Here is a 22,689-nt window from a genome sequence, read left to right on the forward strand (position 1 = left end):
GTGCCACGCTCAAACGCCTGCCTGCATCGGTGGCGGCCACCCGGTGATGAGTCGGCCTGGACTCAGGCGATGGGATAGGTGCCCGGCAGCAGGATGCCACGGTCCACCGTATCGATGTCCGTATGGCCGCAGAACGCCATGGTGATATCGAGCTCCTTCTGGATGATCTCCAGCGCCCGGATCACGCCCGCCTCGCCATAGGCACCCAGGCCATACAGGAAGCTGCGGCCGATCAGTGTGCCGCGCGCGCCCAGGGCGCGGGCCTTGAGCACGTCCTGGCCGCTGCGGATACCGCCGTCCATCCACACCTCGATGTCCTTGCCCACCGCCTCGGCGATGGCCGGCAGCGCGGCAATCGACGAGGGCGCACCGTCGAGCTGACGGCCGCCGTGGTTGCTGACGATAAGCGCATCGGCCCCGCTGTTGGCGGCCAGGCGCGCGTCTTCGGCGTCCATGATGCCCTTGAGGATCAGCTTGCCGCCCCAGCGCTTCTTGATCCACTCCACGTCGCCCCAGTTGAGCTGCGGATCGAACTGCTCGGCCGTCCAGGACGACAGGGAAGACAGGTCGCCCACGCCCTTGGCATGGCCCACGATGTTGCCAAAGCTGCGCCGCTTCGTGCCAAGCATGCCCAGGCACCAGTGCGGCTTGGTCGCCAGGTTGATGAGGTTCGTGAGCGTGGGCTTCGGCGGCGACGAGAGGCCGTTCTTGATGTCCTTGTGGCGCTGGCCGAGGATCTGCAGATCGAGCGTGAGCTGCAGCGCCGAGCAGCCGGCGGCCTTGGCGCGGTCGATAAGGCGTTCGATGAAATCGCGGTCGCGCATGACATACAGCTGGAACCAGAAGCCGGGGCCGGCATGCTGGGCCACGTCTTCGATGGAGCAGATGCTCATGGTCGAGAGCGTGAACGGTATGCCGAAAGCCTTGGCCGCGCGCGCGCCCAGGATCTCGCCATCGGCATGCTGCATGCCCGTGAGGCCCGTGGGCGCAATCGCCACCGGCATGGCCACGTCCTGGCCGATCATGGTGGTGCGGGTGCTGCGCCCTTCCATGTTCACTGCCACGCGCTGGCGCAGCTTGATGCCCTGGAAATCGGCAGTATTGGAACGGTAGGTCCCCTCGGTGTACGAGCCCGAATCGGCATAGTCATAGAACATGCGCGGCACACGGCACTGGGCCACGACACGCAGGTCTTCGATGCAGGTAACTTTGGACAGATTGGGCACGCGGACACTCCAGGTAACAGATGGGTTGGCGTCGAATGGTAGGCCGCGGCACAGGCCAGGGCCATCAAATTTATTTGCGCAGCCTTGCAACAAATTTCGCGCCAGCCAGCCAGTGGCGCGGCACTCCAGCACAAAATTTCACCAAAAACGATCTACGGCACTTGTACAGCAAGCGCTAAAAGCTCTCATTCAAGGGGCAAACGGCGCAGCGCCGCTTTCTTGCACCACCCGCACGGGCTCGGCATCCGCGCCCGCATACAGGCGAAACTGTCGCCGGCCGGCCTGTTTGGCAGCATACATGGCCGCGTCGGCATGGCGCGACAGCGCTTTGAAGTTGTCGCCGTGCTGGGGAAACAGGGCAATGCCGCCGCTCAGCCCCACCGACAGCACCCGGCCGTTGAGCACATAGGGCACACTGCATGCCGCCTCGATCTTGCGCGCCACATGGCAGACCTGCTCGGCAGCGTCGATGCCCGGCAGCAACACCACGAATTCGTCGCCGCCCTGGCGGCACACGGTGTCGGAGGCCCGCACGGCGCCCGTGAGGCGCTGCGCGATCTGCACCAGCAATTCGTCGCCCACATCGTGGCCCAGCGTATCGTTGACCTGCTTGAAGCCATCGAGATCGATGTACATCACGGCCAACGATGTCTGGTCGCGCTGCGCATGGATCAGCGCCTGGCGGGCCCGGTCCTGCAGCAGCACACGGTTGGGCAGGTCGGTGAGCGCGTCGTATTGCGCCAGGTGGACCATGCGCTCGGCCATGGCCACGGCGTCGGTCACATCGCGCAGCACGGTGACGGCACCGGTGATCTGGCCATGGCGGTCGGTGATGGGACTGGCCGTTTCCTCCACATCAAAGCGCTGGCCGCTGGTGCGGTGCAGCACCACGCCGCGCGTGGGTTCCACAGGCTTTTGCCCGTGCAGTGCCTGGCGCAGCGGACTGGGCTGGGGCACTTGCCCGTCGGGGGTGTGCAGGTGAATCACATCGTCCACCGAGCGGCCGACGGCGTCAAACCTCTGCCAGCCCGTGAGGCGCTGGGCCACGGGGTTCAGGTAGGTGACCAGGCCCTGCGCATCGGTGCAGACCACAGCATCGCCAATGGACTTGAGCGTCAGGTGCATGCGCTCTTTCTCTTCGAACAGCGCGTCTTCCATGCGCTTGCGCTCGGTGATGTCGGTCACCTGCACAAAGATGCCGCGCACCTGGTCGCCCTCCATGTCGGGCACATAGGAGGCGATGGCGTAGCGTGCGCCCCCCTTGGGGTCCACGATGGTGCGCTCGAACAACTGCGCATGCCCCTGCAGCGCCTGCTCCAGATACGGCCGGTTCTTCTCGTAAAGCGCCTCGCCCAGCAGCTCACGGATGTGCCGGCCACGCATCTGGTCGGGCGCCTGCCCAAACCACTCCACATAGGCATGGTTGGCAAAGCGGTTGTGCAGGTTGCTGTCCCAGTAGCCGATCATGGACGGCAGGTTGTTCAGGATGGTGCGCAGGTCGTGCTCGGCCTGCGCCAGCTGGCCGCTGACCTGCTGGCGGCGGCGCAACTCGCGTGCAAACAGCCACGCCAGCCCCGCACAAGCCACCATCAACACCAGGGCAAAGCCGCCCAGCAGCCAGGCGCTGCGGTACCAGCCGGCATAGATGGACGCCACCGACTGGGCCACACTCACCATCAGCGGGTAGTCGCCCACATGCTGGAAGGCGTAGAGACGCTCGACGTTGCCATGCGCTGCCCGCCCGGTGAAAACGCCGCTGCGGGCAGACTGAAAGACACGAATGTTGGGCATACCCGCCAGACTGCGGCCCACCGCGTCCTCACGGAAGGGGAAACGCACAATCAGAACGCCATCGGACCGAAAGAGGTTCAGGCTGCCATCCGGCCCCAGGTTCAGCGCGTTGAACAGTTTCTGAAAGTGCTCCAGCTGGATGGTGCCCGTCACCACCCCCGCCAACTGGCCCGAAGAGTCATAGAAGGCGCGACTGACGGGCAGGCTGTACTGGCCGGACAGGCGCGCACGCACCGGCGCCCCCACAAACAGACCCGTGTGGGCCCCGCCGTCGAACACCTGCACATAGTCACGATCGCCAAAATTGGCCTGGCGTGGCTTCTCGAATTCCGAGTCGATCACCACATTGCCCGCCCGGTCCAGCACCAGGATGGAGCCGATACCCTGCACGCGCAGCGAGTTGTCGAACAGCGCGCGTTGGCGCATTGCCGGGGGCAAAGCCATCACCTGGGGATCGGTCACGCCCTCCACCACCCCTTGCATCGACTGGTCAAAAGACTCCATCGTGCGGGCGATGTTCTCGCTCAGTGTGCGAGCCAGGTTGACGTTGGTGCGCTGGGCGTTGCGCCAGGCTTCTTCGTGCAGCGCCCAGATGCTGCGGGCAAACAGTCCGCCAATGCCCAGAGACAACAGCAGGGCCAGCAGGATCAGACGGGAAGAGACAGACAGGCGCACAAGGGGTCTGCAAATGAACTTTTACAATTGTATGCACTGGCCTGGCGCGGACGGGCGGACAGGCCGCAGCGTGCTGCGCCCATCCTCCAGCGGCTTGCCATTCATGCGCCACGCCAGTTCGCTGCGAAACGGCACGCGGTTGAGGTAGGCCTGCAGGATCCGGTTCTTGCGCCATTCCAGCACCTGGGCAGCGACCAAGGCGGCGCGCCAATCGCTGCATTGCAAGCGCTTACGAGAACCACGGCACCTGCCTGCATCGCACGCCCAGGGCTTCGGGCACCTTGCGCGGGCCGAAGATGGCGTGAAGGGCCGCGTTCGCGCCGCCTATTGCGGCACAAACCCGCTGGCCTTGATGATCTGGCGCCAGGTGTCGGTGTAGGCGTGTTCGCGCGCGGCCAGTTGCTGCGGCGTCATGAAGCCCACCGTGAGGCCCATGGCGGTGAGGCGCTCGCGTACCTCGGGTTCGCCCACCACCGTGGCCAGCGCCACGGCGAACTGGTTGAGGAATTTCTGCGACGTCCCGACCGGGGCATAGAAGCCGTAATACGGCAGGTCGGCAAAACCCTTGAGGCCCAGTTCGTCCAACGTGGGCACCTGGGGCATGGCCGCCTGGCGCCTGGTGCCCAGCACCGCCACCACGCGCAGCTTGCCGGCCTTGTGGTTTTCCATGAAGTCCTGCACCGAGCCCACGCCCGCGCCAATCTGGTTGCCCAGCATGTCGGCCATCATGGGTGCCGCGCCCCGGTAGGGTGCCGACACCAGATCGAGCTGGAATTTCTCGCCCACCAGCTTCACCAGAAATTCTGGCGTGGAGGCCGGCGCCGGAATGCCCACGGCGCCCTTGCCGCCCTGCGTACGCACCCATTGCACGTATTCGTCAAAGTTTTTGGCCGGGGTGCCGCCCGACACGGCAAAGGCATTCACAAAGGTGGCAAAGCCGGCCACAGGCACGAAGTCATGGTCGGGCTGGTAGCCGGGGTTTTTCACCACCAGCGGCAGGATGGAGATGGTGTGGTCGTGCGTCAGAAACACCGTGGTGCCGTCCGGCGGCGAAGCCTTGAGCACCTGCGCGGCAATCTGCCCGCCGGCGCCGGGCCGGTTTTCCACCACCACCGGCACGCCCAGCGCGTCCTTGAGCCGTTCGGACAGCGTGCGCGCAATGGCATCGGTGCCGCCGCCCGGTGGAAAGCCCACCAGGATGCGCACCGGCTTGGCCGGTTGGGCCAGGCCGGTGGACAGGGCCAGCGCCGCCGCCAGGGCAGCCAGGCCGCGCAGGGCAAGCGACATCAGGGGGCAACGCAAAGTCATATCCAACTCCTCAGGAAAATACCGGGCGGAGAACGCGGCAAGACGGGATGAAGCGCAGGATGCACCTGGCTTCACGCGCACTCAAACGCTATTGAATAAAAAGCGTATTGCGCAATACCCCAGAGCGCCATTGCCACATCTCATTCAAAAACCGGTCATGCAGCCAGGCGTGCCTGGTGGCGGGCGATCTGCGCACGCACCTGGGCAGGCGCAGTGCCGCCCAGCGTGTTGCGCGCATTGAGCGAACCACGCAGGCTCAAGCACTCGTACACATCCTTTTCGATCTGCGGGTGAAAGCCCTGCAGCACGGCCAGGGGCAGCTCCGACAGGTCGCAGGCGTGGGTGGTGGCGGCCTTCACGGCGTGGGCCACGGTTTCGTGGGCATCGCGGAACGGCAGGCCCTTCTTCACCAGGTAGTCGGCCAGGTCCGTGGCGGTGGCGTAGCCCTTGAGCGCGGCCTGCTCCATGGCGGTCGCGTTGACGGTGATGCCGCCCTCCTTGTTGCCCGTGGCGGGGTTGGGCTGGCCGCCCACCATCTCGGCGAAGATGCGCAGCGTGTCCTTCAGCGTATCGACGGTGTCGAACAGCGGTTCCTTGTCTTCCTGGTTGTCCTTGTTGTAGGCCAGGGGCTGGCCCTTCATCAGCGTGATCAGGCCCATGAGGTGGCCCACCACGCGGCCGGTCTTGCCGCGCGCGAGTTCGGGCACGTCGGGGTTCTTCTTCTGCGGCATGATCGAACTGCCCGTGGTGAAGCGGTCGGAGATCTTGATGAAGCCGAAGTTCTGGCTCATCCAGATGATGAGTTCCTCGGACAGGCGGCTCACATGCACCATGCACAGGCTGGCGGCGGCGGTGAATTCGATGGCGAAGTCGCGGTCGCTCACGGCGTCCAGGCTGTTCTGGCACACGCCCTCCATGCCCAGGGTCTTGGCCACGCGCTCGCGGTCCAGCGGATAGGTGGTGCCGGCCAGGGCCGCGCTGCCCAGGGGCAGCACGTTGGTGCGGCGGCGCACATCGGCCATGCGCTCGGCGTCGCGCTGGAACATTTCCACATAGGCCAGCATGTGGTGGCCAAAGCTCACAGGCTGCGCCACCTGCAGGTGGGTGAAACCGGGCAGGATCACCTCGACGTTCTGCGCGGCCACATCGACCAGCGCCACCTGCAGTTCTTTCAGCAGATCGCCAATCAGGTCGATCTCGCCGCGCAGCCACAGGCGCACGTCGGTGGCCACCTGGTCGTTGCGGCTGCGGCCGGTGTGCAGGCGCTTGCCGGCGTCGCCCACCAGCTGCGTCAGGCGCGCCTCGATGTTCAGGTGCACGTCTTCGAGGTCGAGCTTCCATTCGAACGCGCCGGATTCGATTTCGGCGCTGATCTGCGCCATGCCGCGCTGGATGCTGGCATGGTCGTCGGCACTGATGATGCCCTGCGCGGCCAGCATCTCGGCATGCGCCAGGCTGCCCGCGATGTCGGCCTGCCACAGGCGCTTGTCGAAGAACACGCTGGAGGTGTAGCGCTTGACCAGATCGCTCATGGGCTCGGAAAACAGCGCCGACCAGGCCTGGGCCTTGGTGTCGAGCTGGTTGTGGGAGGGGGTCGTGGCTTGGCTGGTGGGCATGGCAGGGCAATAATCCGGTGGAACTGACACCCGGAACACCCGGATGCCGCAATGCAAAACAAGCAAATTTTATCGACCCAGCCCCTGGACCTGGAATTGACGCCCGCAAAGCCACGCCTGCTGGGCAAAGTGCAGCGGGCGCTGGTGTTCGATGCCTGCCATGTGGGCGTGGTGCTGCGCGCCGTGCTGTTTGTGGAAATCGTGCTCGGCGTGGGCGCCATGTATGGCGCCAGCACACCGCTGGAGTGGCTGGCCCGCGTGTCGCTGCTCACCGGCGGCGCCCTGCCCGCCACGCTGGTCTGGCTGATAGCCGCCTGCAGCCTCAAGACCCTGCTGCAGCGCCTGGACACGAACGGGCAATTTGCGGCGGGCGTGGCGCTGGGCACCCTGGCGGGGCTGTATGCCTGCGCCATGCTGGCCCTGGTGGGCATGGCGGAGCAGCCGCCCTGGCTGGCCAGCGCGGCCAGCGGCGCACTGCTGTCGGCGGCGCTGGTGGCGGCGCTGGTGATGCGCGCGCGCGGGCGCACCCCGGCGGCCACCACGGCGCGCCTGACCGAGCTGCAGTCACGCATCCGGCCGCACTTTCTGTTCAACACCCTCAACAGCGCCATCGCCCTGGTGCGCGAAGAGCCGGCCAAGGCCGAGTCGCTGCTGGAAGACCTGTCGGACCTGTTCCGCGTGGCGCTGATCGAACAAGGCGAATCGACCACATTGGCGGAAGAAATCACGCTGGCACGCCGCTACCTGGCCATCGAAGAGGTGCGCTTTGGCCAACGCCTGCAGGTGCAATGGAACCTGGACCCGCGCACCGACAACGCCCGCCTGCCCCCCCTGCTGCTGCAGCCGCTGGTGGAAAACGCCGTCAAGCACGGCGTGGAACCCAGCGCCCGCGGCGGCAAGCTGCGCGTGCTGACCGAGCTGCGCGGCAGCCGCGTGGTGGTGCGCATCACCAACACCCTGCCCTCCCGGGTAGGCAAAAACGGCGAGGGCGACGACCCCGCCACCAGGGGCCACGGCATTGCACTCGACAATGTGCGCGCCCGCCTGGCGCTGCTGCACGATGTGCAGGGCGCGTTCAGTGCAGGCGTGCAGGATGGCCTGTACCAGGTGCGCATCACCCTGCCGGCCCCCGGCGCGCACCAGCGCACCGCGCCTGCCCAGGCAGCCCGAACCCTCACCCCGCGCCGCTCCCATCCATGAACATCCTCATCGTTGACGACGAAGCCCTGGCCCGCGGCCGACTGCGCACCCTGCTGGGCGATTGCCGGGACACCGTGCCATGCACCGTGGACGAAGCAGCCAACACGGGTGAGGCCCTGGCGCAGCTCACCCCCACCGGCGGGCGGGCGTTCGATCTGGTGCTGCTGGACATCCACATGCCCGGCCAAGACGGCCTGTGCCTGGCCCACGCCCTGCGGGCGCTGGCGTACCCCCCGGCCGTGGTGTTCGTGACCGCCCACGCCGACCACGCCGTGAGCGCGTTCGAACTCGACGCCGTGGACTACCTCACCAAGCCCGTGCGGCGCGAACGCCTGCTGCAGGCCCTGGCCAAGGCCCAGCGCAACATCCGCAGCCCCGCACCGGTGGCAGCACCCGGCGTGCCAGAAGGCGAAACCCTGCTGATACAGGACCGGGGCCGCACCGAGCGCCTGTCGCTGGCCGAGGTGCTGTATTTCAAGGCCGAGCAAAAATATGTGACCGTGCGCACCGCCACGCGCAGCTACATCATGGATGGCTCGCTGAGTGAACTGGAGGCCAAGTTCGCCCCGCGCTACCTGCGCATCCACCGCAATGCGCTGGTGGCACGCCGCGCCGTGCGTGCGCTGGAAAAGCACTACGACCCCGAGGAAGGCGAAGGCTGGGCCGTGCGCCTGCAGGGGCTGACCGAGCTGCTGATGGTGTCGCGCCGCCAGGTGGCGGCCGTGCGCGAGGAGCTGGCGGGCTGAGGCCTGCCGTCCATTCAGCGTTTTTAGCCTTGAGCGCTTATACAGAATGCGTCAAATGCTATTTTTTCAATAGCAAAACACCTGCACTCAGTGCAAATGTGACGCACTGCTGACCAGCATCACCAGCCCCATGCCTACCAGCAGCCAGACGATCTGGGTCAGCGTTTCGGGCGCCGAGAGGCGCTTTTGCAGCTGCGGAATCAGGTCGGCCAGGGCCACATAGACAAAGCTGCTCGACGCCACGACCAGAAAATACGGCAGCCAGTCGTGCAGCTGCCCCACCAGAAAATACCCCACCAGCCCACCCAGCGCCGTGACGGCGCCGGCCAGCGACACCTTGACCAGCGCCATGCGCCGGTTCGGACTGGTCTGGCGCAGCACCACGAGATCACCCATGTGGTGGGGCACCTCGTGGGCCAGCACGGAAAACGCAGCAATCACCCCCAGCCGCATATCGGCCATGAAGGCCGAGGCAATCAGGATGCCGTCGCCAAAGCAATGCACGCTGTCACCGGTGAGCACGGCCCAGCCCCCGGCCTTGGGGCCGTGGTGGTGGGAATGGGCGTGGTCATGGTCATGCCCCTGTGCATGGGCATGGGCACGCCCCTGCTGCGCAGCCACCGCATGGTCGTGCCCTGTCGTGCCATGCCCGCTGGCGGGCAGCGCCCCATGGCTGTGCTCGTGGCCGTGGTGCCACAACTCGGCCTTGTCGAGCAGAAAGAAAAACACCAGGCCCACCAGCAGCGTGGCGAACAGGTCGTGGGCGTCCGCAGGGCTTTCAAACGCCTCGGGCAGCAGGTGCATGAAGGCCGTGGCCAGCAAGGCGCCCGCCGCCAGGCTGAGCAGGCGCTGCGGCCCCACGCTGCCGCCACCGCCTCGCAGCCCTGCGCCCATGAGCAGCGCTGCCACCCATACGCTACCGATACCTGCCGCCAGGGTGGCCAGAATGATTGCTGCCAAAGTCATAGCTATTTGTGCTTTTTGTATATGCCCCAGGGGCATTTTTTGATCAAGATCCGGTGCCTGATGCACCCCGAAAGAAGCCTCCCCCCGCTGCGGCCGGGGCGGCTGGTGCGCGGTAGTCGGCATGCAACGCGTGCGGCGCGCCGGGGTACACCACGAACTGCGAAACCCTGGCGACGGCCATGCCGCCGGCCAAGGCAATTTTCATCTTAGCAACCGTGTCAAGAGGGATGCCGGTGTTTTTTCACCGCCAAGGCGAGGATTGGCGCAAACCCAAGCAGCGGCCCAGGGCAAATGGGGCCTGCGCCCCCGCGCTGCATGGCCGGGCAAAAAATCGCAAACCGGTTTATTGTCAAGCTCTCCGCAATTTTCGGGCGCCGCACCATGCACATCCTTCTCACCGGCTCCACCGGCTTCATCGGCCACACCCTGCAAGCGGCGCTGCAGCGCGCGGGCCACACCGTGCACGGCGGCGTGTCGCCGCGCCAGCGCACGCTGCAGCCCGGCCAGGTGCCCATGGACTTTGCCCGCGACACCACGGCCACCGCCTGGCTGCCGCGCCTGGCGGGCATCGACGCCGTGGTCAACGCGGTGGGTGTGCTGCACGACACGCGAGCGCGCCCCATCGACGCCGTGCACCGCGATACGCCCATCGCCCTGTTCGACGCCTGCGCCCAGGCCGGCGTGCAGCGCGTGGTGCATATCTCGGCGCTGGGCATTGAAGGCAGCAGCACCCGCTACGCCCAGACCAAGCGGGCGGCCGAAGCGCACCTGCAGGCACTGGCAGCGCAAGGAAAATTGCGCTCTGCCATCCTGCGCCCCAGCGTGGTGTTTGGCAAAGGTGGCGACAGCAGCGCCCTGTTCATGAATCTGGCGCGCCTGCCGGTGGCGCTGTTCCCTGGCCCGGTGCTGGAGGCGCGCGTGCAGCCGGTGTCGGTGCACGACCTGGCCGCCGCCGTGGTCGCCCTGCTGGGCCCGGCGCTGCAGCAAACCGGCACCATCGACTGCACCGGCCCCGAGGCGCTGACCATGGGCGCCTTCATCGCCAGCCTGCGCCAGCAACTGGGCCACCGCCCCGCCACCGTGCTGCGCCTGCCCCAGCCGCTCACCACCTTGAGCGCGAAGCTGGGCGATGCCGTGCCGCAGTCGCCCTGGTGCAGCGAAACCCTGGCCATGCTGGGCAGCGACAACGTGGGCCACCCGGCGGCGTTCGAGCAGCTGCTGGGAAGAAAAGGCGTGCATTACAGCCAGCTGGTGGCCACGGCGTGGCGCTGAGGTGGTGCCCCATGGATTCAGATCAAAACGACCTCTGGCGCCTTCTGGACAAGCGCCACCCGCTATCAACCCGATAGCCCATCAAAACACCCCCAGCACCAGCCCCGTCGCCAGGGCCTCGCCCAGCGCCCGGCAGCGCGCCAGGTCTTCCCCTCCGATCTGCTTGGGCGCCAGGATGGCCTCGGGCGTCTGCGCATGGGTGCACACGATCAGCGGCTCGGCCACGGCCTTGAGGCGCCAGCCGGTGGCGATGCGCGCGATCTGGCGCGCCGCGTTGCTGCCGTCACTGCCCGCGCAAACCAGGCTGGCGTAGGGACGGCCGTTGACCTGGTCGAGCACGGCGTAATAGCTGCGGTCAAAAAAATCCTTGAGCTGCCCGCTCATCGCCGCCAGATTCTCGGGCGTGGCAAACACATAACCCTGCGCCGCCAGCACATCGGCCGGCCCGGCCTGCGCGGCGTGCAGCAGGCGCACCTGGCAGCCGCCCTCCAGCGCCGCCCCGGCCCGCACCGCCTCGGCCATCTGGTGCGTACCGCCCGTCAGCGAGTGGTAAACGATCAGCAGGGTCTTGGGCACGCTCATGGGATCAAAGCGACATCGAGGGCCTGGCCGCCATGGCCGCGCGCCAGCGCAGCAGGTGCGGATGCTGCTCGCCAGGCTTTTGCTTTACCACGCGTGCAAAGTCCACCGCCACCACGGCCGTGATGTCGGCCACGCTGAAGCGGTTGGCGGCCACAAAGTCGCGGCCCTCCAGGCGGTCGTTCAGCAGCGTGAAAAACTGCGCCACGCGCAGCAGCCCGCGCTCGGCCAGCGCGGGAATTTGCGGGTAGTTCACCGCGCCCGGCAGCGCCCGGTTGGCCATGGCGGGCGCGCTGTTGCGCAGCGCCTCGGCAATGGCCAGCAGGCCCTCGAACTCCACGCGCCAGTTCCAGCTGGCGATCTCGGCCTTTTCCGTGGGTGTCTCGCCCAGCAGCGGCGGGTTGGGATAGCGCGCTTCCAGGTACGCCGCAATGGCCGCGTTGTCGGTCAGCAGCAAGCCATCGTCGGTGCGCAAGGCCGGCACCGTGCACTGCGGGTTGATGCGCCGATAGGCCTCGCCCAGCTGTTCGCCGCTGCGCAGGTCCACCTGCACGGTGTCGTGGGCAATGCCTTTTTCGGCCAGCAGGATGCGGGCGCGGCGCGGGCTGGGCGCGGTGGCGCAGTCGTACAGGGTGATCATGGCAACTTCTCCTTCAGTGCGTTGCAACGGTTGTGCATTCAAGCGGATAACTAGGCGGGAAGCCGCAGACAGTGCTGTAGCACGGCAAGGCGAACCAACGACGTTATACGGTGGAAGGCAAATCCGTATCAGGCGGCAGGCGCCAGCTTGTCCTGGGTCTTGGTGTCGAAATCGCTGGCGTCATGGCGCTCATGCAGCTGGCTGGCCGGCTCGCCCCAGGTGCGGTTGACCTTGCGGCCACGCTGCACGGCCGGACGCTGGGCAATCTGGTTGGCCCAGCGCACCACATGGGTGTATTCCTGCACCTGCAAGAACTCGCCCGCCTCGTAGAGCTGCCCCTTGGCCAGCGCGCCATACCAGGGCCAGGCCGCAATATCGGCCACCGTGTAGGCATCGCCCGCCAGGTATTCGTGCGCGGCCAGGCGCTGGTTGAGCACATCCATCTGGCGCTTGACCTCCATGGCGTAGCGGTTGATGGGGTACTCGTACTTCTCGGGCGCGTAGGCATAAAAGTGCCCGAAGCCGCCCCCCAGAAACGGCGCACTGCCCATCTGCCAGAACAGCCACGACAGGCACTCGGCCCGCTGGGCGGGCTCCTTGGGCACAAAGGCGCCAAACTTTTCCGCCAGGTACAGCAGGATGGCGCCGGATTCAAACACCCGCACCGGCACTGGCCCGCTGCGGTCCATCAGGGCCGGAATCTTCGAATTGGGGTTCACGGCGACGAAACCGCTGCTGAACTGCGCGCCCTCCTGGATGGGAACCAGCCAGGCGTCGTACTCGGCACCGCCGTGGCCCAGCGCCAGCAGCTCCTCCAACATGACAGTCACCTTAACGCCGTTGGGCGTGGCCAGGGAATACAGCTGCAACGGGTGGCGGCCGACCGGCAGCTCCTTGTCGTGCGTGGCGCCAGCGATGGGCCGGTTGATGCTGGCGAACTTGCCGCCGCTTTCCTTGTTCCACTGCCAGATGGCGGGTGGGGTGTAGGGGGTGGTGTCAGACATGCAGGGACTCCGAGGAGAAGGCAGGTGGGGACGGTGGCTGGATGGCCAGTTACTGGATGAGTTTACCGATGCGGTCTGCGATCTGCTTTCCCTGCACCCCTACTTCATCATCCGAAAAGCTGCCTGGCGTGCGCCCACGCCTATGGTGTCCGGTGGAATGGCGGCTACTTCAGTCCTGTGATCCATGAAAGCGGGCAGGTGAGGTGATCTATTGGGGTGAGGCACGCCCTCACCCCCACCACCGCACCACCCCCGCTGCTGCTGCTCCCAACACCACCACCAGCAAAAACGGCAGGCGCAGCCACAAGGCCAGCGCGGCCGCAGCCAGGGCTGCCAGCCGCGCATCCAGCACCAAAGCGGTACCTGCAGCGAAGGTGTTCATCACCGTCAGCGCCGACAGCAGGGCCACGGTGATGGCGCCCGCCACGCGGGCCATGCGGGGGTTTTGCAGCCAGCGGGCGGGCACGGCGTAGCCCGCGAGCTTGGTGAGGTAGGTGACGGCGCAGGCCAGCAGGATGGCGGTCCAGAGCGTCATGGCGCCCCCTCCCTGCGGACAGGCGGTACATCCGGGCTGCGCACCCACCAGCCCCAGGCGGCACCCACCACAGCGGCCAGCAGAATGGGCAGGCCGGGTGGCAGCAGCGGCACGGCCAGGGCGGTGGCCACGCCGCACAGCACGGCCAGGGCCACGGGCTCGCGCTGACGCAGGCGCGGCCACAGCAGGGCCAGGAAGGCCGCCACGGCAGCGCCATCCAGGCCCCAGCGGCGCGGGTCGCTCAGGGCATCACCGAGCACGGCGCCAAGCAGGGTGAACAGGTTCCAGAGCACGAACACGCCGATGCCGGCTGTCCAGAAGCCGCGCCGCTGCTCCGCAGGTTCGGTTTGGCCCGAGGCCGTGGCGGCGGATTCGTCGATGGTGAGCTGCGCGGCCACGGCCTTGCGCCAGCCGGTGGGGGCGACCATGCCGTTCATCTGCATGCCATAGACGGCGTTGCGCACGCCCAGCAGCGCGGCAGCGCCCAGCGCGGCAGAACCCGCACCACCGCCCGCGATGACGCCGATGAAGGCGAACTGCGAGCCGCCGGTGAACATGAGCAGGCTGAGCGCCATGGCTTGCCACACGGTGAGGCCGGTCGCCACGGCCAGCGCGCCGAACGAGATGCCGTAGAGGCCGGTGGCGGCGGAGATGGACAGGCCCATGCGCATGGCGGGGGTCCAGGTAGAGGGGCGCAGGGTGGATGGGGGAGATTGCATCTGCTTCTGGTTTGAGCGCTGGTGGCGCTTTCTGGATAAGCGTTGGAGGCTAAAAATACTTAAAAAATCTGTAGGACGACTGGTGAGTGGTTGGATGTCTGGGGGCTCGGGGGCTTTTGGTAATGCCGCGCCTTGTGGTCCGACATGGGCGCCTTCCGTGCCAGCGCCCCCGCGCAAGGGCCGCCCCGCCGCGCTGGGGGCGTCCCCCCGGGGGGAAGGCGCGAAGCGACTCAGGGGGGCTTTGTGTCCTTCAATGCGCCTTGTCCCAGTTGGGCCCCACACCCACCTCGGCCAACAGGGGTACCTTGAGGTCCGCCACGCCAGCCATCAGGCGCGGGATATGGCTTTTGAGCCAGTCCACCTCGCCCTCGGGCAGCTCGAACACGAGTTCGTCGTGCACCTGCAGGATCATTTTGATGGCGGGCTTTTCGGCGTCCAGCACCTGCTGCACCTTGACCATGGCCATCTTGATGAGGTCGGCCGCCGTGCCCTGCATGGGGGCATTGATGGCGGCGCGCTCGGCGCCGGCGCGGCGCGGGCCGTTGGGGGAGTTGATTTCGGGCAGGTACAGGCGGCGGCCGAATACCGTCTCGACATAGCCCATGGACTTGGCGGCGGCCTTGGTGTCGTCCATGTACTGCTTCACGCCGGGGTAGCGCTGGAAGTAGCGGTCGATGTAGGCGGCGGCGGCCTTGGTCTCTATCCCCAGGTTCTTGGCCAGGCCGAAGCTGCTCATGCCGTAGATCAGGCCGAAGTTGATGACCTTGGCGTAGCGGCGCTGCTCGCTGGTGACCTGGCCCACCTCCACGCCGAACACCTCGGCCGCGGTGGCGCGGTGCACGTCCAGCCCGGCATGGAAGGCATGCAAGAGCGCGTGGTCGCCGCTGAGGTGGGCCATGATGCGCAGTTCGATCTGGCTGTAGTCGGCGCTGGCGATCACGCAGCCGGCGGGCGCCACGAAGGCTTCGCGGATGCGCCGGCCCTCGGCCGTGCGGATGGGAATGTTCTGCAGGTTGGGGTCGTTGCTCGACAGCCGCCCGGTCACCGCCACGGCCTGCGCGTAGTGCGTGTGCACGCGGCCGGTGCGCGGCAGGGCCAGTTGCGCCAGTTTGTCGGTGTAGGTGCCCTTGAGCTTGACCAGGCTGCGATGCTCCAACAGCTTGGCGGGCAGGGGGTAATCCTCTGCGAGCTTTTCCAGCACCTCCTCGTCGGTGCTGCGCGCGCCGGTGGCTGTCTTCTTCACCACGGGCATGCCCAGCTTGTCGAAGAAGATTTCGCCCAGCTGCTTGGGGCTGCTGAGGTTGAAGGGCTGGCCGGCAATGGCGTAGGCCTCGGTTTCGAGCTGCACGATGCGCTGGCCCAGCTCGTGGCTTTGCGCGGCCAGCGTGGGGGCATCAATCAATACGCCGTTGCGCTCGATACGGTAGAGCGCCTCGCTGCTGGCGATTTCCAGTTCGTAGATGGCACGCAGTTTGTCGTCAGCCTGCAGCAGCGGCCACAGCGCCAGGTGCACGTCCAGCGTCTGGTCGGAGTCTTCGCACGAGTAGGCCGCGGCCTTGTCCACCGGCACCTGGGCGAACGGGATCTGGTGCGCGCCCTTGCCGCACAGGTCTTCGTAGCTGATGCCGGTACGGCCGGTGTGGCGCTCGGCCAGGCTGGTGAGGTTGTGCGGCTTGTGCACTTCGAGGACGTAGCTTTGCAGCATGGTGTCGTGCACATAGCCGTGCACCTCGATGCCGTGGTTGGCGAACACATGGCGGTCGTACTTGATGTGCTGGCCCAGCTTGTGGCGCTTGGAATCTTGCAGCCAGGGCCGGAGGCGCACCAGCACCTCGGCCAGCGGCAATTGCGCGGGCGCATCGGGCCCGGCATGGGCCAGCGGAATGTAGGCCGCCTCGCCAGGCTGCACACTGAACGAGATGCCGACGATTTCAGCGCGCATTTCGTCGAGCGAAGTGGTTTCGGTGTCCAGCGCCACCAGCTCGGCTTTCATCAGGCGCTGCAGCCAGTGGTCGAAGTCGGTCCAGTTGAGGATGGTGTCGTACACCACAGCGCGCTGCTGCGCGGCCTCGGCCACGGGGCTGGCGGAATGGTCGGCGAACAGGTCGCCACTTTCGCCCGGCATGGCGACCACGGTAGCGGGGGCGGCGGCCGGTGCGTCGCCACCCAGCGCGCGCGCCAGGCCCTTGAAGCCGTATTGTTCGTAGAAGTCCTTGAGCCGGGACGTGTCGGGCGTGCCGATGGTGATGGCATCCAGCCGGGGCAGGCCCTCGACCCAGCCGTCGAGGTCGCAGTCGGTCTTGATGGTCAGCAGCTGGCGGCCCATGGGTAGCCAGCCGAGCGCCTTGCGCAGGTTCTCGCCGGCCACGCCCTTGATCTTGTCGGCGCTCTCCACCACGGCATCGAGCGAGCCATATTCCTGCAGCCACTTGGCCGCCGTCTTGGGGCCGACCTTTTCCACGCCGGGCACGTTGTCCACCTGGTCGCCCACCAGCGTCTGAAAATCCACCATCAGCCGCGCGGGCACGCCGAACTCGGCCTCCACGCCGGCCAGGTCGCGGCGCTTGCCGTTCATGGTGTCGATGATGGTGATGTGCTCATTCACCAGCTGCGCCAGGTCCTTGTCACCGCTGCTCACGATCACCTCGATGCCCTGGCGCGCGGCCGTCACGGCCAGCGTGCCGATCACGTCGTCGGCCTCCACGCCGGGCACATCCAGCACCTTCCAGCCCAGCAGGCGCACCACCTCGTGAATGGGCGAAATCTGCGCTCGCAGGTCGTCCGGCATGGGGCTGCGCTGCTGCTTGTAGGCGGGGTAGATGGCATCGCGGAAGGTGGGGCCCTTGGCGTCGAAAACGCAGGCGGCGTAGTCGGCATGCACCTCCTTGCGCAGCGCCTGCATCATGTTGATCATGCCGCGGATGGCGCCCGTGGCGGGGCTGGCCGGGTCGCCCGGCACGGCGCGCAGGTCGGGCATGGCATGGAAGGCGCGGTAGAGGTAGCTGGAGCCATCCACCAGCAGCAGGGTCTTTTTGTCGCTCATGCGGCGATTGTCACAGCAAGCCGCTGCCAACGGGCGCCCACGCGCACCGGCATGCCTCGGCCCTCGGCCCAGAGCATGGAAACCGGCAAAATAGCCCCTTTCCCAGGCACGGCGCCATGCCGCAAGGCTGCGGCGTCTCCATTGAAAAAGGTCAACCCATGAAAAAACTGCTGGCGTTGCTGGTCGGCGCGGCGTGCACGCTGGCAATGGCGGACACGGAATTCAAGAACGTGCCGGTACCGCTGCAAAAGGCCCTGCGCGGGAACGCGCTCAAGACGGTGCAACTGGACAACGGCGTGCTGCGGCTGCAAATGGACAAGCCGGCCGTCACCGAACTGGTGTATGCGACCTTCGTCTTCCACAACATCTGCGCCGAGCAATGGCACAACCCGGAGCAGTTCGCCCAACTGGCCCTGAAGCGGGTGGAACTGCTCAACGCCACAGGCGCCCAGGGCTTCGCCTTTGACGCCCGGGGCGATGTCTGCGAGCAGATGGGGCAGCTGGGCAAGAACTTCCGCACCTTCATCGGCCAGCGTACCGTGCCGTGCGAGGCCGGCACCTGCCCCAAACATCCCTGAGCGGTTTTCAGACAGCACTCTGGCGCGCTTGCCACGGGCGGGCAGCCGTGCGCCTCCCCCCGCTGGGCGGCACCAGGCCATGCGCCGCCTTGCCGGCACGCCCCGCCTACAATGGCGCCATGCGCGCTGTTCACCTCTTTTTGCTGCTGGGCCTGACCGCCAGCCCCCTGCTGGCCCAGACTCCCCCTTCAATTGCCCCTCAAGGCAATGCAGACAAGCGCGAGCAACTCCCAAATCCAGAGAAACTGGACGGCCGCAAGAACCAGCGCACCGAACGCATTCGCGTGGAAGACGAGGGCAGCCGCGTGGACGAACTGCGCGTGGGCGGCCAGACCCAGAGCATCACCGTTCAACCCAAGACGGGCAACATGCCCGAATACGAAGTGCAGTCTCCCGACGGAGCGCGCAGCCGGGCCGGCAGCCGCAACGGCGCCGAAACCAACACCGCCCCGCGCGTCTGGAACGTCATCAAGTTCTGACACCGCGCGCTGGCTGCCTCCCTTTTCTATTTTCTATCCCGTATCTGCGCTGAGCGATGGCCGTTTTTACCGAAGTCTCGACGAATGAGGCGCGCGAACTGCTGCGCCGTTTGCAACTGGGTGACCTGGTGGCGCTGCGCGGCATCGAGGGTGGCATCGAGAACACCAACTACTTTCTCACCAGCGACCAGGGCGAATTCGTGCTCACGCTGTTCGAGCGGCTCACCGCCGAGCAGCTGCCGTTCTACCTGCACCTGATGAAGCACCTGGCCCACCACGGCATGCCGGTGCCCGATCCGCAAGCCGACCAGAACGGCGACATCCTGCACACCGTGTGCGGCAAGCCTGCGGCCGTGGTGAACAAGCTGCGCGGCAAGAGCCAGCTGACGCCGCAGCCCGTGCACTGCGCGGCCGTGGGCACCCTGCTGGCGCGCATGCACCTGGCGGGGCGCGATTTTGACCGGCACCAGCCCAACCTGCGCGGCCTGCCCTGGTGGAATGAAACCGTGCCCGTGGTGCTGCCCCACATCGGCCCGCAGCAGGCCGCCTTGCTGCGCTCCGAGCTGGCCTACCAGAACCATGTGGCCGCATCATCGGCCTACGCGGCGCTGCCGCGCGGCCCGGTGCATGCCGACCTGTTCCGCGACAACGTGATGTTCGATGGCGAAGAGCTCACGGGCTGCTTCGACTTTTATTTCGCGGGCGTGGACACCTGGCTGTTCGACCTGGCCGTCTGCCTGAACGACTGGTGCATCGACTTGGCGCAGGGCACCCATGACGCCGCCCGCGCCACCCGCATGCTCGACGCCTACCAGGCCGTGCGCCCCCTGACGGCGGCCGAACGCGAGTTGCTGCCCGCCATGCTGCGGGCGGGCGCCCTGCGCTTCTGGATTTCGCGTCTGTGGGATTTCTACCTGCCCCGCGAGGCCGCGATGCTCACCCCGCACGACCCCACGCATTTCGAACGCGTTCTGCAAGGCCGCATCGCGCACCCGGTGCACGCCTGAATCCCTTCAACCCGGTGTCTTTGGGGGCGCTGGGTTAAATTCGCCGGTGCTGCCCCGCCACCCAGGGCCCTGGGCCCTCTCCTGATTGTCAAACCCTCTCCATGAAACTCCACATCGTCCCCGCACGCACCGGCCTGGAATGGGTCAAGCTTGGCATCCGGGCGTTCTGGCGGCAACCCATGGCGCTCGCGGCCCTGTTCTTCATGACCATGGCTGCCATGTCCCTGGCCACCATGATTCCGCTGGTCGGCCCCGCCGTGGCGCTGGCCCTGCTGCCCTCGGCCACGCTGGCCATGATGGTGGCCGCCGCCGAGGCCGTGCAGGGCCGCTTTCCCACGCCTGCCGTGCTGCTGGTGGCCTTTCGCACCGGGCGCCAGCGCCTGCGCGACATGCTGGTGCTGGGCGCCCTGTATGCGGTGGGGTTTCTCGCGGTGATGGGCCTTTCAGCGCTGATTGACGGCGGCCAGTTCGCGCAGGTGTACCTGGGCGGTGCTCCCCTCACCCGCGAGATGGCCGAGACGCCCGCTTTCCAGGGCGCCATGTGGCTTGCGATGCTGCTGTACCTGCCCTTGTCGCTGCTGTTCTGGCATGCGCCCGGCCTGGTGCACTGGCATGGCGTGCCGCCGGTGAAAAGCCTGTTCTTCAGCATCGTGGCCTGCCTGCGCAATTTCGGCGCCTTCATGGTCTATGGCGTGGCCTGGATGGGCGTGTTCCTGCTGGGCGGTCTGGTCGTCAGCCTGGTGGCGGGCCTGCTGGCCGTGGGCGGCCTCACCGCCGTGGTGGGCGGCATCATGGTCGGCGCGGCCATGATGATGGCGGCCATGTTCTTCACGTCGGTGGTGTTCACGTTCCGCGACTGTTTTGAGCCGCCCGAAAAATCCGGGCCCCAGGCACTGCACAGCCAAGCATCCGACTCCGCGCCAGGGCCGAACAGCCAGGCGTAAAGCCATCCCGCCGCGGCAGCCAGCCTGCCGCTGGAGCGAGAAGGCCCCAGGCGCAGCGTGCCTGGATGCCTCAACCAGGCTGCCTGAAGCGGGGCCAGCCAGCCCGCAAACCGTCACACAAATGTCAGACCTCTGTCACAGGGGGTTTCTAGCATTCGCGGCTGGAACAGTTCCGGCTCTGCCACCGCAGCCTCATGGCCCCGGTGCGGGGCAACGGCGCTTCCTGCTTTGACCGAATACCAACCTGGAAACACCCCCAATGCCCCACACGACGCCTACCCGCCGCAAGACACTGCAAATGCTCGCCGGCTTCCCGCTGTTGCCTCTGGGTGCAGGCTCCTCGGCCGCCAGCCTCCTAGCCGCATGCGGCGGCGGCGACGGTGCGCCTGCCGCCACCTTCAAGTCCGCCGAGTTTGTCGGCTTCGCCACGCCAGGCCTGACCGAAGCCGCTGCCATTGCCACCACCACCGTCAAGTCGTCGCTGAAGATCACCTACAGCGACAACAGCACCACAACCTTCGCTCTGGGCTACGAAAGCTTCTTCAAGACGGGCGACAGCGTGGAAAAGACCGGCGGCGGCAAGATCGTCGCAGCGGGCTATTTCGACTCCACGGGCAAGCCCATTACCGCTATCAAGGCTGATGACGGTTCAGTAGCCGTGCTGGACGGCTACAACAAGGACGTTGCCGTCGCTGGCTGGGCCACCGCTGGCCAGGTCTATTCCGAATGCGTGGACGGCACCTCGTTCCTGACGGTGCCCAACGCCCCCGCAAACACGGTCTATGCCGTGGTGCAGTTCGAATACAACTCCAACGCGTACGGCAAGCTGCCCTCGCCCATCGCCGTCCTGACGCTGAACCAGGACGCCAACACCGGCAAGCTGACGCTCAAGAGCTACCACAACGTGGACACCTTCGCCAACGACGCCAAGGGCCTGTGGATTCCCTGCGGCGGCAGCCTGTCGCCCTGGGGCACCCATCTGTCGAGCGAGGAATACCACCCTGACGCCTTCGACCAGGGCGACAACCAGTCGCTGAAGAACCTGAAGGCCTTCAGCCAGAACGCCTTCGGTGACGCCAACGCCAGCCCCTACTGGTACGGCCACCTGCCCGAAGTCACCGTCAAGGCCGACGGCACGGGCACCTTCAAGAAGTACTACAACCAGGGCCGCTACTCGCGCGAACTGGTGCAAGTGTTCCCCGACCAGCGCACCACGCTGGGCGGCGATGATGCCAACAACAGCGGCCTGTTCATGTTCGTGGCCGACAAGGCTGCCGACCTGTCTTCCGGCACGCTCTACGTGGCCAAGTACACCTCGGCGCTCAATGAAACCAGCACCGGCAAGATCCTGTGGATCAAGCTGGGCAAGGCCACCAGCGACGAAGTCAAGACTCTGGTGAACAACACGGCCCTGACCACGGTGAGCACCAACGCCGCCGGCATCAAGGAGAACGGCATCCTGGCTTCGACCACAACGAACCCCAACGATGCGACCTACACCGAAGTCAAGGTCAGCGGCAAGAGCATGTGGATCAAGCTGAAGGCTGGCCAGGAAAAGGCCGCCGCCTTCCTGGAAACACACCGCTACGCAAGCCTGAAGGGCGCTACCCAAGTCTTCAACAAGATGGAAGGCACGGCAGTCAACGCCAAGGACAAGATCGCCTACACCGCGATTTCCGGCAGCACGTCCACGCTCGTGGCCGGCAGCACCCACAACAAGGAACTGCCGCTCAATGCGCCTGCCGGCTCCGTGCCAGGGGCCAGCCTGGTGGGCTTCAAGTCCAACACAGCCGGGTACGTGCTCGCGCACAAGCTGGCTGGTGGCCAGAAGGACAGCGACGGCAACCCCATCGATAGCGAATGGGTACCAGTGGAAACCAGCCTGCTGCTGGCTGGCGTGCAACTCTCCGCCCCAGACGCTATGGGCAACACGGATGACGCGGAGAAGATCTCGCAGGCTGACAACCTCAAGTTCTCCGAGAAGCTGCGCACGCTGTTCATCGGCGAAGACAGCGGCCAGCACGTCAACAACTACATCTGGGCCTACAACGTGGATACCAAGTCGCTGGTACGCGTGCTGTCCGCACCGGCTGGTGCCGAATGCACGGGCCTGCAAGGCCTGGACAGCCTGAACGGCTGGACCTACATCTCCGCCAGCTTCCAGCACGCAGGTGAGTACACCAGAGACACCGTGGCCGCTATCAAGACCGTAGGCAGTGATGTGGACAAGGCTATCAACGCCAACTACAAGAACAAGCTGTCCGCATCCGTGGGCTACATCACTTTTAACGGCGTGAAGCTGTCTTGATACAGCACCGATAGGCAAACAGCCATCTGATCAGCCCGGTGCCCACAAGGTGC

21 protein-coding genes are annotated in these 22,689 nt (G+C 66.4%); 8 read left to right on the forward strand and 13 right to left on the reverse strand.

The annotated features are described in order from the left end of the window. Nucleotides 1-62: 62 nt before the first annotated feature. The 5 genes from BLW02_RS04305 to argH form a co-directional block, all read right to left on the reverse strand. The gene (locus tag BLW02_RS04305; protein WP_092697173.1) at nt 63-1,226 is read right to left on the reverse strand and encodes an alpha-hydroxy acid oxidase; all 1,164 of its coding nucleotides are present in this window, start codon (nt 1,224-1,226) and stop codon (nt 63-65) included. 189 nt (nt 1,227-1,415) lie between these two features. Beyond that, on the reverse strand, nt 1,416-3,692 hold the full coding sequence (locus BLW02_RS04310) for a diguanylate cyclase domain-containing protein (protein WP_092697174.1): 2,277 nt from the start codon (nt 3,690-3,692) through the stop codon (nt 1,416-1,418). 21 nt (nt 3,693-3,713) lie between these two features. Then, on the reverse strand, nt 3,714-3,890 hold the full coding sequence (locus tag BLW02_RS19895; protein ID WP_159433765.1) for a biosynthetic peptidoglycan transglycosylase: 177 nt from the start codon (nt 3,888-3,890) through the stop codon (nt 3,714-3,716). A gap of 126 nt (nt 3,891-4,016) precedes the next feature. After that, nucleotides 4,017-5,000 (reverse strand): Bug family tripartite tricarboxylate transporter substrate binding protein, encoded by a 984-nt coding sequence (locus tag BLW02_RS04320; RefSeq protein WP_092697176.1) that lies wholly within the window; start codon nt 4,998-5,000, stop codon nt 4,017-4,019. A gap of 155 nt (nt 5,001-5,155) precedes the next feature. After that, a complete protein-coding gene (gene argH, locus BLW02_RS04325) occupies nt 5,156-6,616 on the reverse strand; it encodes an argininosuccinate lyase (protein WP_092697177.1) in 1,461 nt (486 codons plus the stop codon). Between the two features lie 51 nt (nt 6,617-6,667). Between argH and BLW02_RS04330 the strand changes: the two genes are divergently transcribed. Both BLW02_RS04330 and BLW02_RS04335 read left to right on the forward strand, forming a co-directional pair. After that, on the forward strand, nt 6,668-7,816 hold the full coding sequence (locus BLW02_RS04330; protein WP_092697178.1) for a sensor histidine kinase: 1,149 nt from the start codon (nt 6,668-6,670) through the stop codon (nt 7,814-7,816). Further along, entirely contained in the window at nt 7,813-8,562 is a 750-nt protein-coding gene (locus BLW02_RS04335) for a LytR/AlgR family response regulator transcription factor (RefSeq protein WP_026435897.1), read from the forward strand. The genes BLW02_RS04330 and BLW02_RS04335 overlap by 4 nt, the downstream gene beginning before the upstream one ends. Before the next feature lie 87 nt (nt 8,563-8,649). On the opposite strand, the gene BLW02_RS04340 is transcribed toward BLW02_RS04335, so the two are convergent. Then, nucleotides 8,650-9,528, reverse strand: coding sequence for a ZIP family metal transporter (locus BLW02_RS04340; RefSeq protein ID WP_092697179.1), 879 nt, complete (start codon nt 9,526-9,528; stop codon nt 8,650-8,652). Between the two features lie 43 nt (nt 9,529-9,571). Next, entirely contained in the window at nt 9,572-9,733 is a 162-nt protein-coding gene (locus BLW02_RS20390; protein WP_425285642.1) for a hypothetical protein, read from the reverse strand. 176 nt (nt 9,734-9,909) lie between these two features. Between BLW02_RS20390 and BLW02_RS04345 the strand changes: the two genes are divergently transcribed. Beyond that, entirely contained in the window at nt 9,910-10,800 is an 891-nt protein-coding gene (locus BLW02_RS04345; protein ID WP_092697225.1) for an NAD-dependent epimerase/dehydratase family protein, read from the forward strand. Between the two features lie 81 nt (nt 10,801-10,881). Here BLW02_RS04345 and BLW02_RS04350 read toward each other — a convergent pair whose 3' ends face one another. The 6 genes from BLW02_RS04350 to polA all read right to left on the reverse strand — a co-directional run bounded on the left by BLW02_RS04350 (nt 10,882) and on the right by polA (nt 17,320). Beyond that, nucleotides 10,882-11,382, reverse strand: coding sequence for a flavodoxin family protein (locus BLW02_RS04350; protein ID WP_092697180.1), 501 nt, complete (start codon nt 11,380-11,382; stop codon nt 10,882-10,884). A gap of 4 nt (nt 11,383-11,386) precedes the next feature. Beyond that, nucleotides 11,387-12,019: a glutathione S-transferase family protein gene (locus BLW02_RS04355; protein ID WP_092697181.1), complete on the reverse strand. Its 633-nt coding sequence runs from the start codon at nt 12,017-12,019 to the stop codon at nt 11,387-11,389. A gap of 128 nt (nt 12,020-12,147) precedes the next feature. Beyond that, nucleotides 12,148-13,023 carry a glutathione-dependent disulfide-bond oxidoreductase gene (yghU, locus tag BLW02_RS04360; protein WP_092697182.1) on the reverse strand — a complete coding sequence of 292 codons (876 nt, stop codon included), beginning with the start codon at nt 13,021-13,023 and terminating at the stop codon, nt 12,148-12,150. A 229-nt stretch (nt 13,024-13,252) separates the two neighbouring features. After that, nucleotides 13,253-13,558, reverse strand: a complete 306-nt coding sequence (locus BLW02_RS04365; protein WP_092697183.1) for an AzlD domain-containing protein — start codon at nt 13,556-13,558, stop codon at nt 13,253-13,255. Continuing rightward, nucleotides 13,555-14,277: an AzlC family ABC transporter permease gene (locus BLW02_RS04370; RefSeq protein WP_092697184.1), complete on the reverse strand. Its 723-nt coding sequence runs from the start codon at nt 14,275-14,277 to the stop codon at nt 13,555-13,557. The genes BLW02_RS04365 and BLW02_RS04370 overlap by 4 nt, the downstream gene beginning before the upstream one ends. A gap of 250 nt (nt 14,278-14,527) precedes the next feature. Next, complete coding sequence (polA, locus tag BLW02_RS04375; RefSeq protein ID WP_092697185.1) at nt 14,528-17,320, reverse strand: DNA polymerase I; 2,793 nt, start codon at nt 17,318-17,320, stop codon at nt 14,528-14,530. A gap of 158 nt (nt 17,321-17,478) precedes the next feature. Here polA and BLW02_RS04380 point away from each other — a divergent pair, with 158 nt between their 5' ends. The 5 genes from BLW02_RS04380 to BLW02_RS04400 all read left to right on the forward strand — a co-directional run bounded on the left by BLW02_RS04380 (nt 17,479) and on the right by BLW02_RS04400 (nt 22,636). Beyond that, nucleotides 17,479-17,898, forward strand: coding sequence for a hypothetical protein (locus tag BLW02_RS04380; RefSeq protein WP_092697226.1), 420 nt, complete (start codon nt 17,479-17,481; stop codon nt 17,896-17,898). Between the two features lie 119 nt (nt 17,899-18,017). After that, nucleotides 18,018-18,377, forward strand: coding sequence for a hypothetical protein (locus BLW02_RS04385; protein WP_092697186.1), 360 nt, complete (start codon nt 18,018-18,020; stop codon nt 18,375-18,377). A gap of 56 nt (nt 18,378-18,433) precedes the next feature. Then, on the forward strand, nt 18,434-19,384 hold the full coding sequence (locus BLW02_RS04390; protein WP_092697187.1) for a homoserine kinase: 951 nt from the start codon (nt 18,434-18,436) through the stop codon (nt 19,382-19,384). Nucleotides 19,385-19,485: 101 nt separating this feature from the next. Beyond that, a complete protein-coding gene (locus BLW02_RS04395; RefSeq protein WP_092697188.1) occupies nt 19,486-20,328 on the forward strand; it encodes a BPSS1780 family membrane protein in 843 nt (280 codons plus the stop codon). Between the two features lie 259 nt (nt 20,329-20,587). Further along, a complete protein-coding gene (locus BLW02_RS04400; RefSeq protein WP_092697189.1) occupies nt 20,588-22,636 on the forward strand; it encodes a PhoX family protein in 2,049 nt (682 codons plus the stop codon). Nucleotides 22,637-22,689: the final 53 nt, after the last annotated feature.

It is taken from the genome of Acidovorax soli, from assembly GCF_900107605.1.
In the GTDB taxonomy this organism is placed as follows: Bacteria; Pseudomonadota; Gammaproteobacteria; order Burkholderiales; family Burkholderiaceae_C; genus Acidovorax; species Acidovorax soli.

Coding starts and splice junctions, on each gene's coding strand:
- BLW02_RS04355 (WP_092697181.1), bottom strand. CDS start 12,019: ATGATCACCCTGTACGACTGCGCCACCGCGCCCAGCCCGCGCCGCGCC.
- BLW02_RS04330 (WP_092697178.1), top strand. CDS start 6,668: ATGCAAAACAAGCAAATTTTATCGACCCAGCCCCTGGACCTGGAATTG.
- yghU (WP_092697182.1), bottom strand. CDS start 13,023: ATGTCTGACACCACCCCCTACACCCCACCCGCCATCTGGCAGTGGAAC.
- BLW02_RS04350 (WP_092697180.1), bottom strand. CDS start 11,382: ATGAGCGTGCCCAAGACCCTGCTGATCGTTTACCACTCGCTGACGGGC.
- BLW02_RS04385 (WP_092697186.1), top strand. CDS start 18,018: ATGCGCGCTGTTCACCTCTTTTTGCTGCTGGGCCTGACCGCCAGCCCC.
- BLW02_RS04395 (WP_092697188.1), top strand. CDS start 19,486: ATGAAACTCCACATCGTCCCCGCACGCACCGGCCTGGAATGGGTCAAG.
- BLW02_RS04340 (WP_092697179.1), bottom strand. CDS start 9,528: ATGACTTTGGCAGCAATCATTCTGGCCACCCTGGCGGCAGGTATCGGT.
- BLW02_RS04380 (WP_092697226.1), top strand. CDS start 17,479: ATGAAAAAACTGCTGGCGTTGCTGGTCGGCGCGGCGTGCACGCTGGCA.
- BLW02_RS20390 (WP_425285642.1), bottom strand. CDS start 9,733: ATGAAAATTGCCTTGGCCGGCGGCATGGCCGTCGCCAGGGTTTCGCAG.
- BLW02_RS04370 (WP_092697184.1), bottom strand. CDS start 14,277: ATGCAATCTCCCCCATCCACCCTGCGCCCCTCTACCTGGACCCCCGCC.
- BLW02_RS04400 (WP_092697189.1), top strand. CDS start 20,588: ATGCCCCACACGACGCCTACCCGCCGCAAGACACTGCAAATGCTCGCC.
- BLW02_RS04390 (WP_092697187.1), top strand. CDS start 18,434: ATGGCCGTTTTTACCGAAGTCTCGACGAATGAGGCGCGCGAACTGCTG.
- BLW02_RS04365 (WP_092697183.1), bottom strand. CDS start 13,558: ATGACGCTCTGGACCGCCATCCTGCTGGCCTGCGCCGTCACCTACCTC.
- BLW02_RS04335 (WP_026435897.1), top strand. CDS start 7,813: ATGAACATCCTCATCGTTGACGACGAAGCCCTGGCCCGCGGCCGACTG.
- BLW02_RS04345 (WP_092697225.1), top strand. CDS start 9,910: ATGCACATCCTTCTCACCGGCTCCACCGGCTTCATCGGCCACACCCTG.
- polA (WP_092697185.1), bottom strand. CDS start 17,320: ATGAGCGACAAAAAGACCCTGCTGCTGGTGGATGGCTCCAGCTACCTC.
- argH (WP_092697177.1), bottom strand. CDS start 6,616: ATGCCCACCAGCCAAGCCACGACCCCCTCCCACAACCAGCTCGACACC.
- BLW02_RS04320 (WP_092697176.1), bottom strand. CDS start 5,000: ATGACTTTGCGTTGCCCCCTGATGTCGCTTGCCCTGCGCGGCCTGGCT.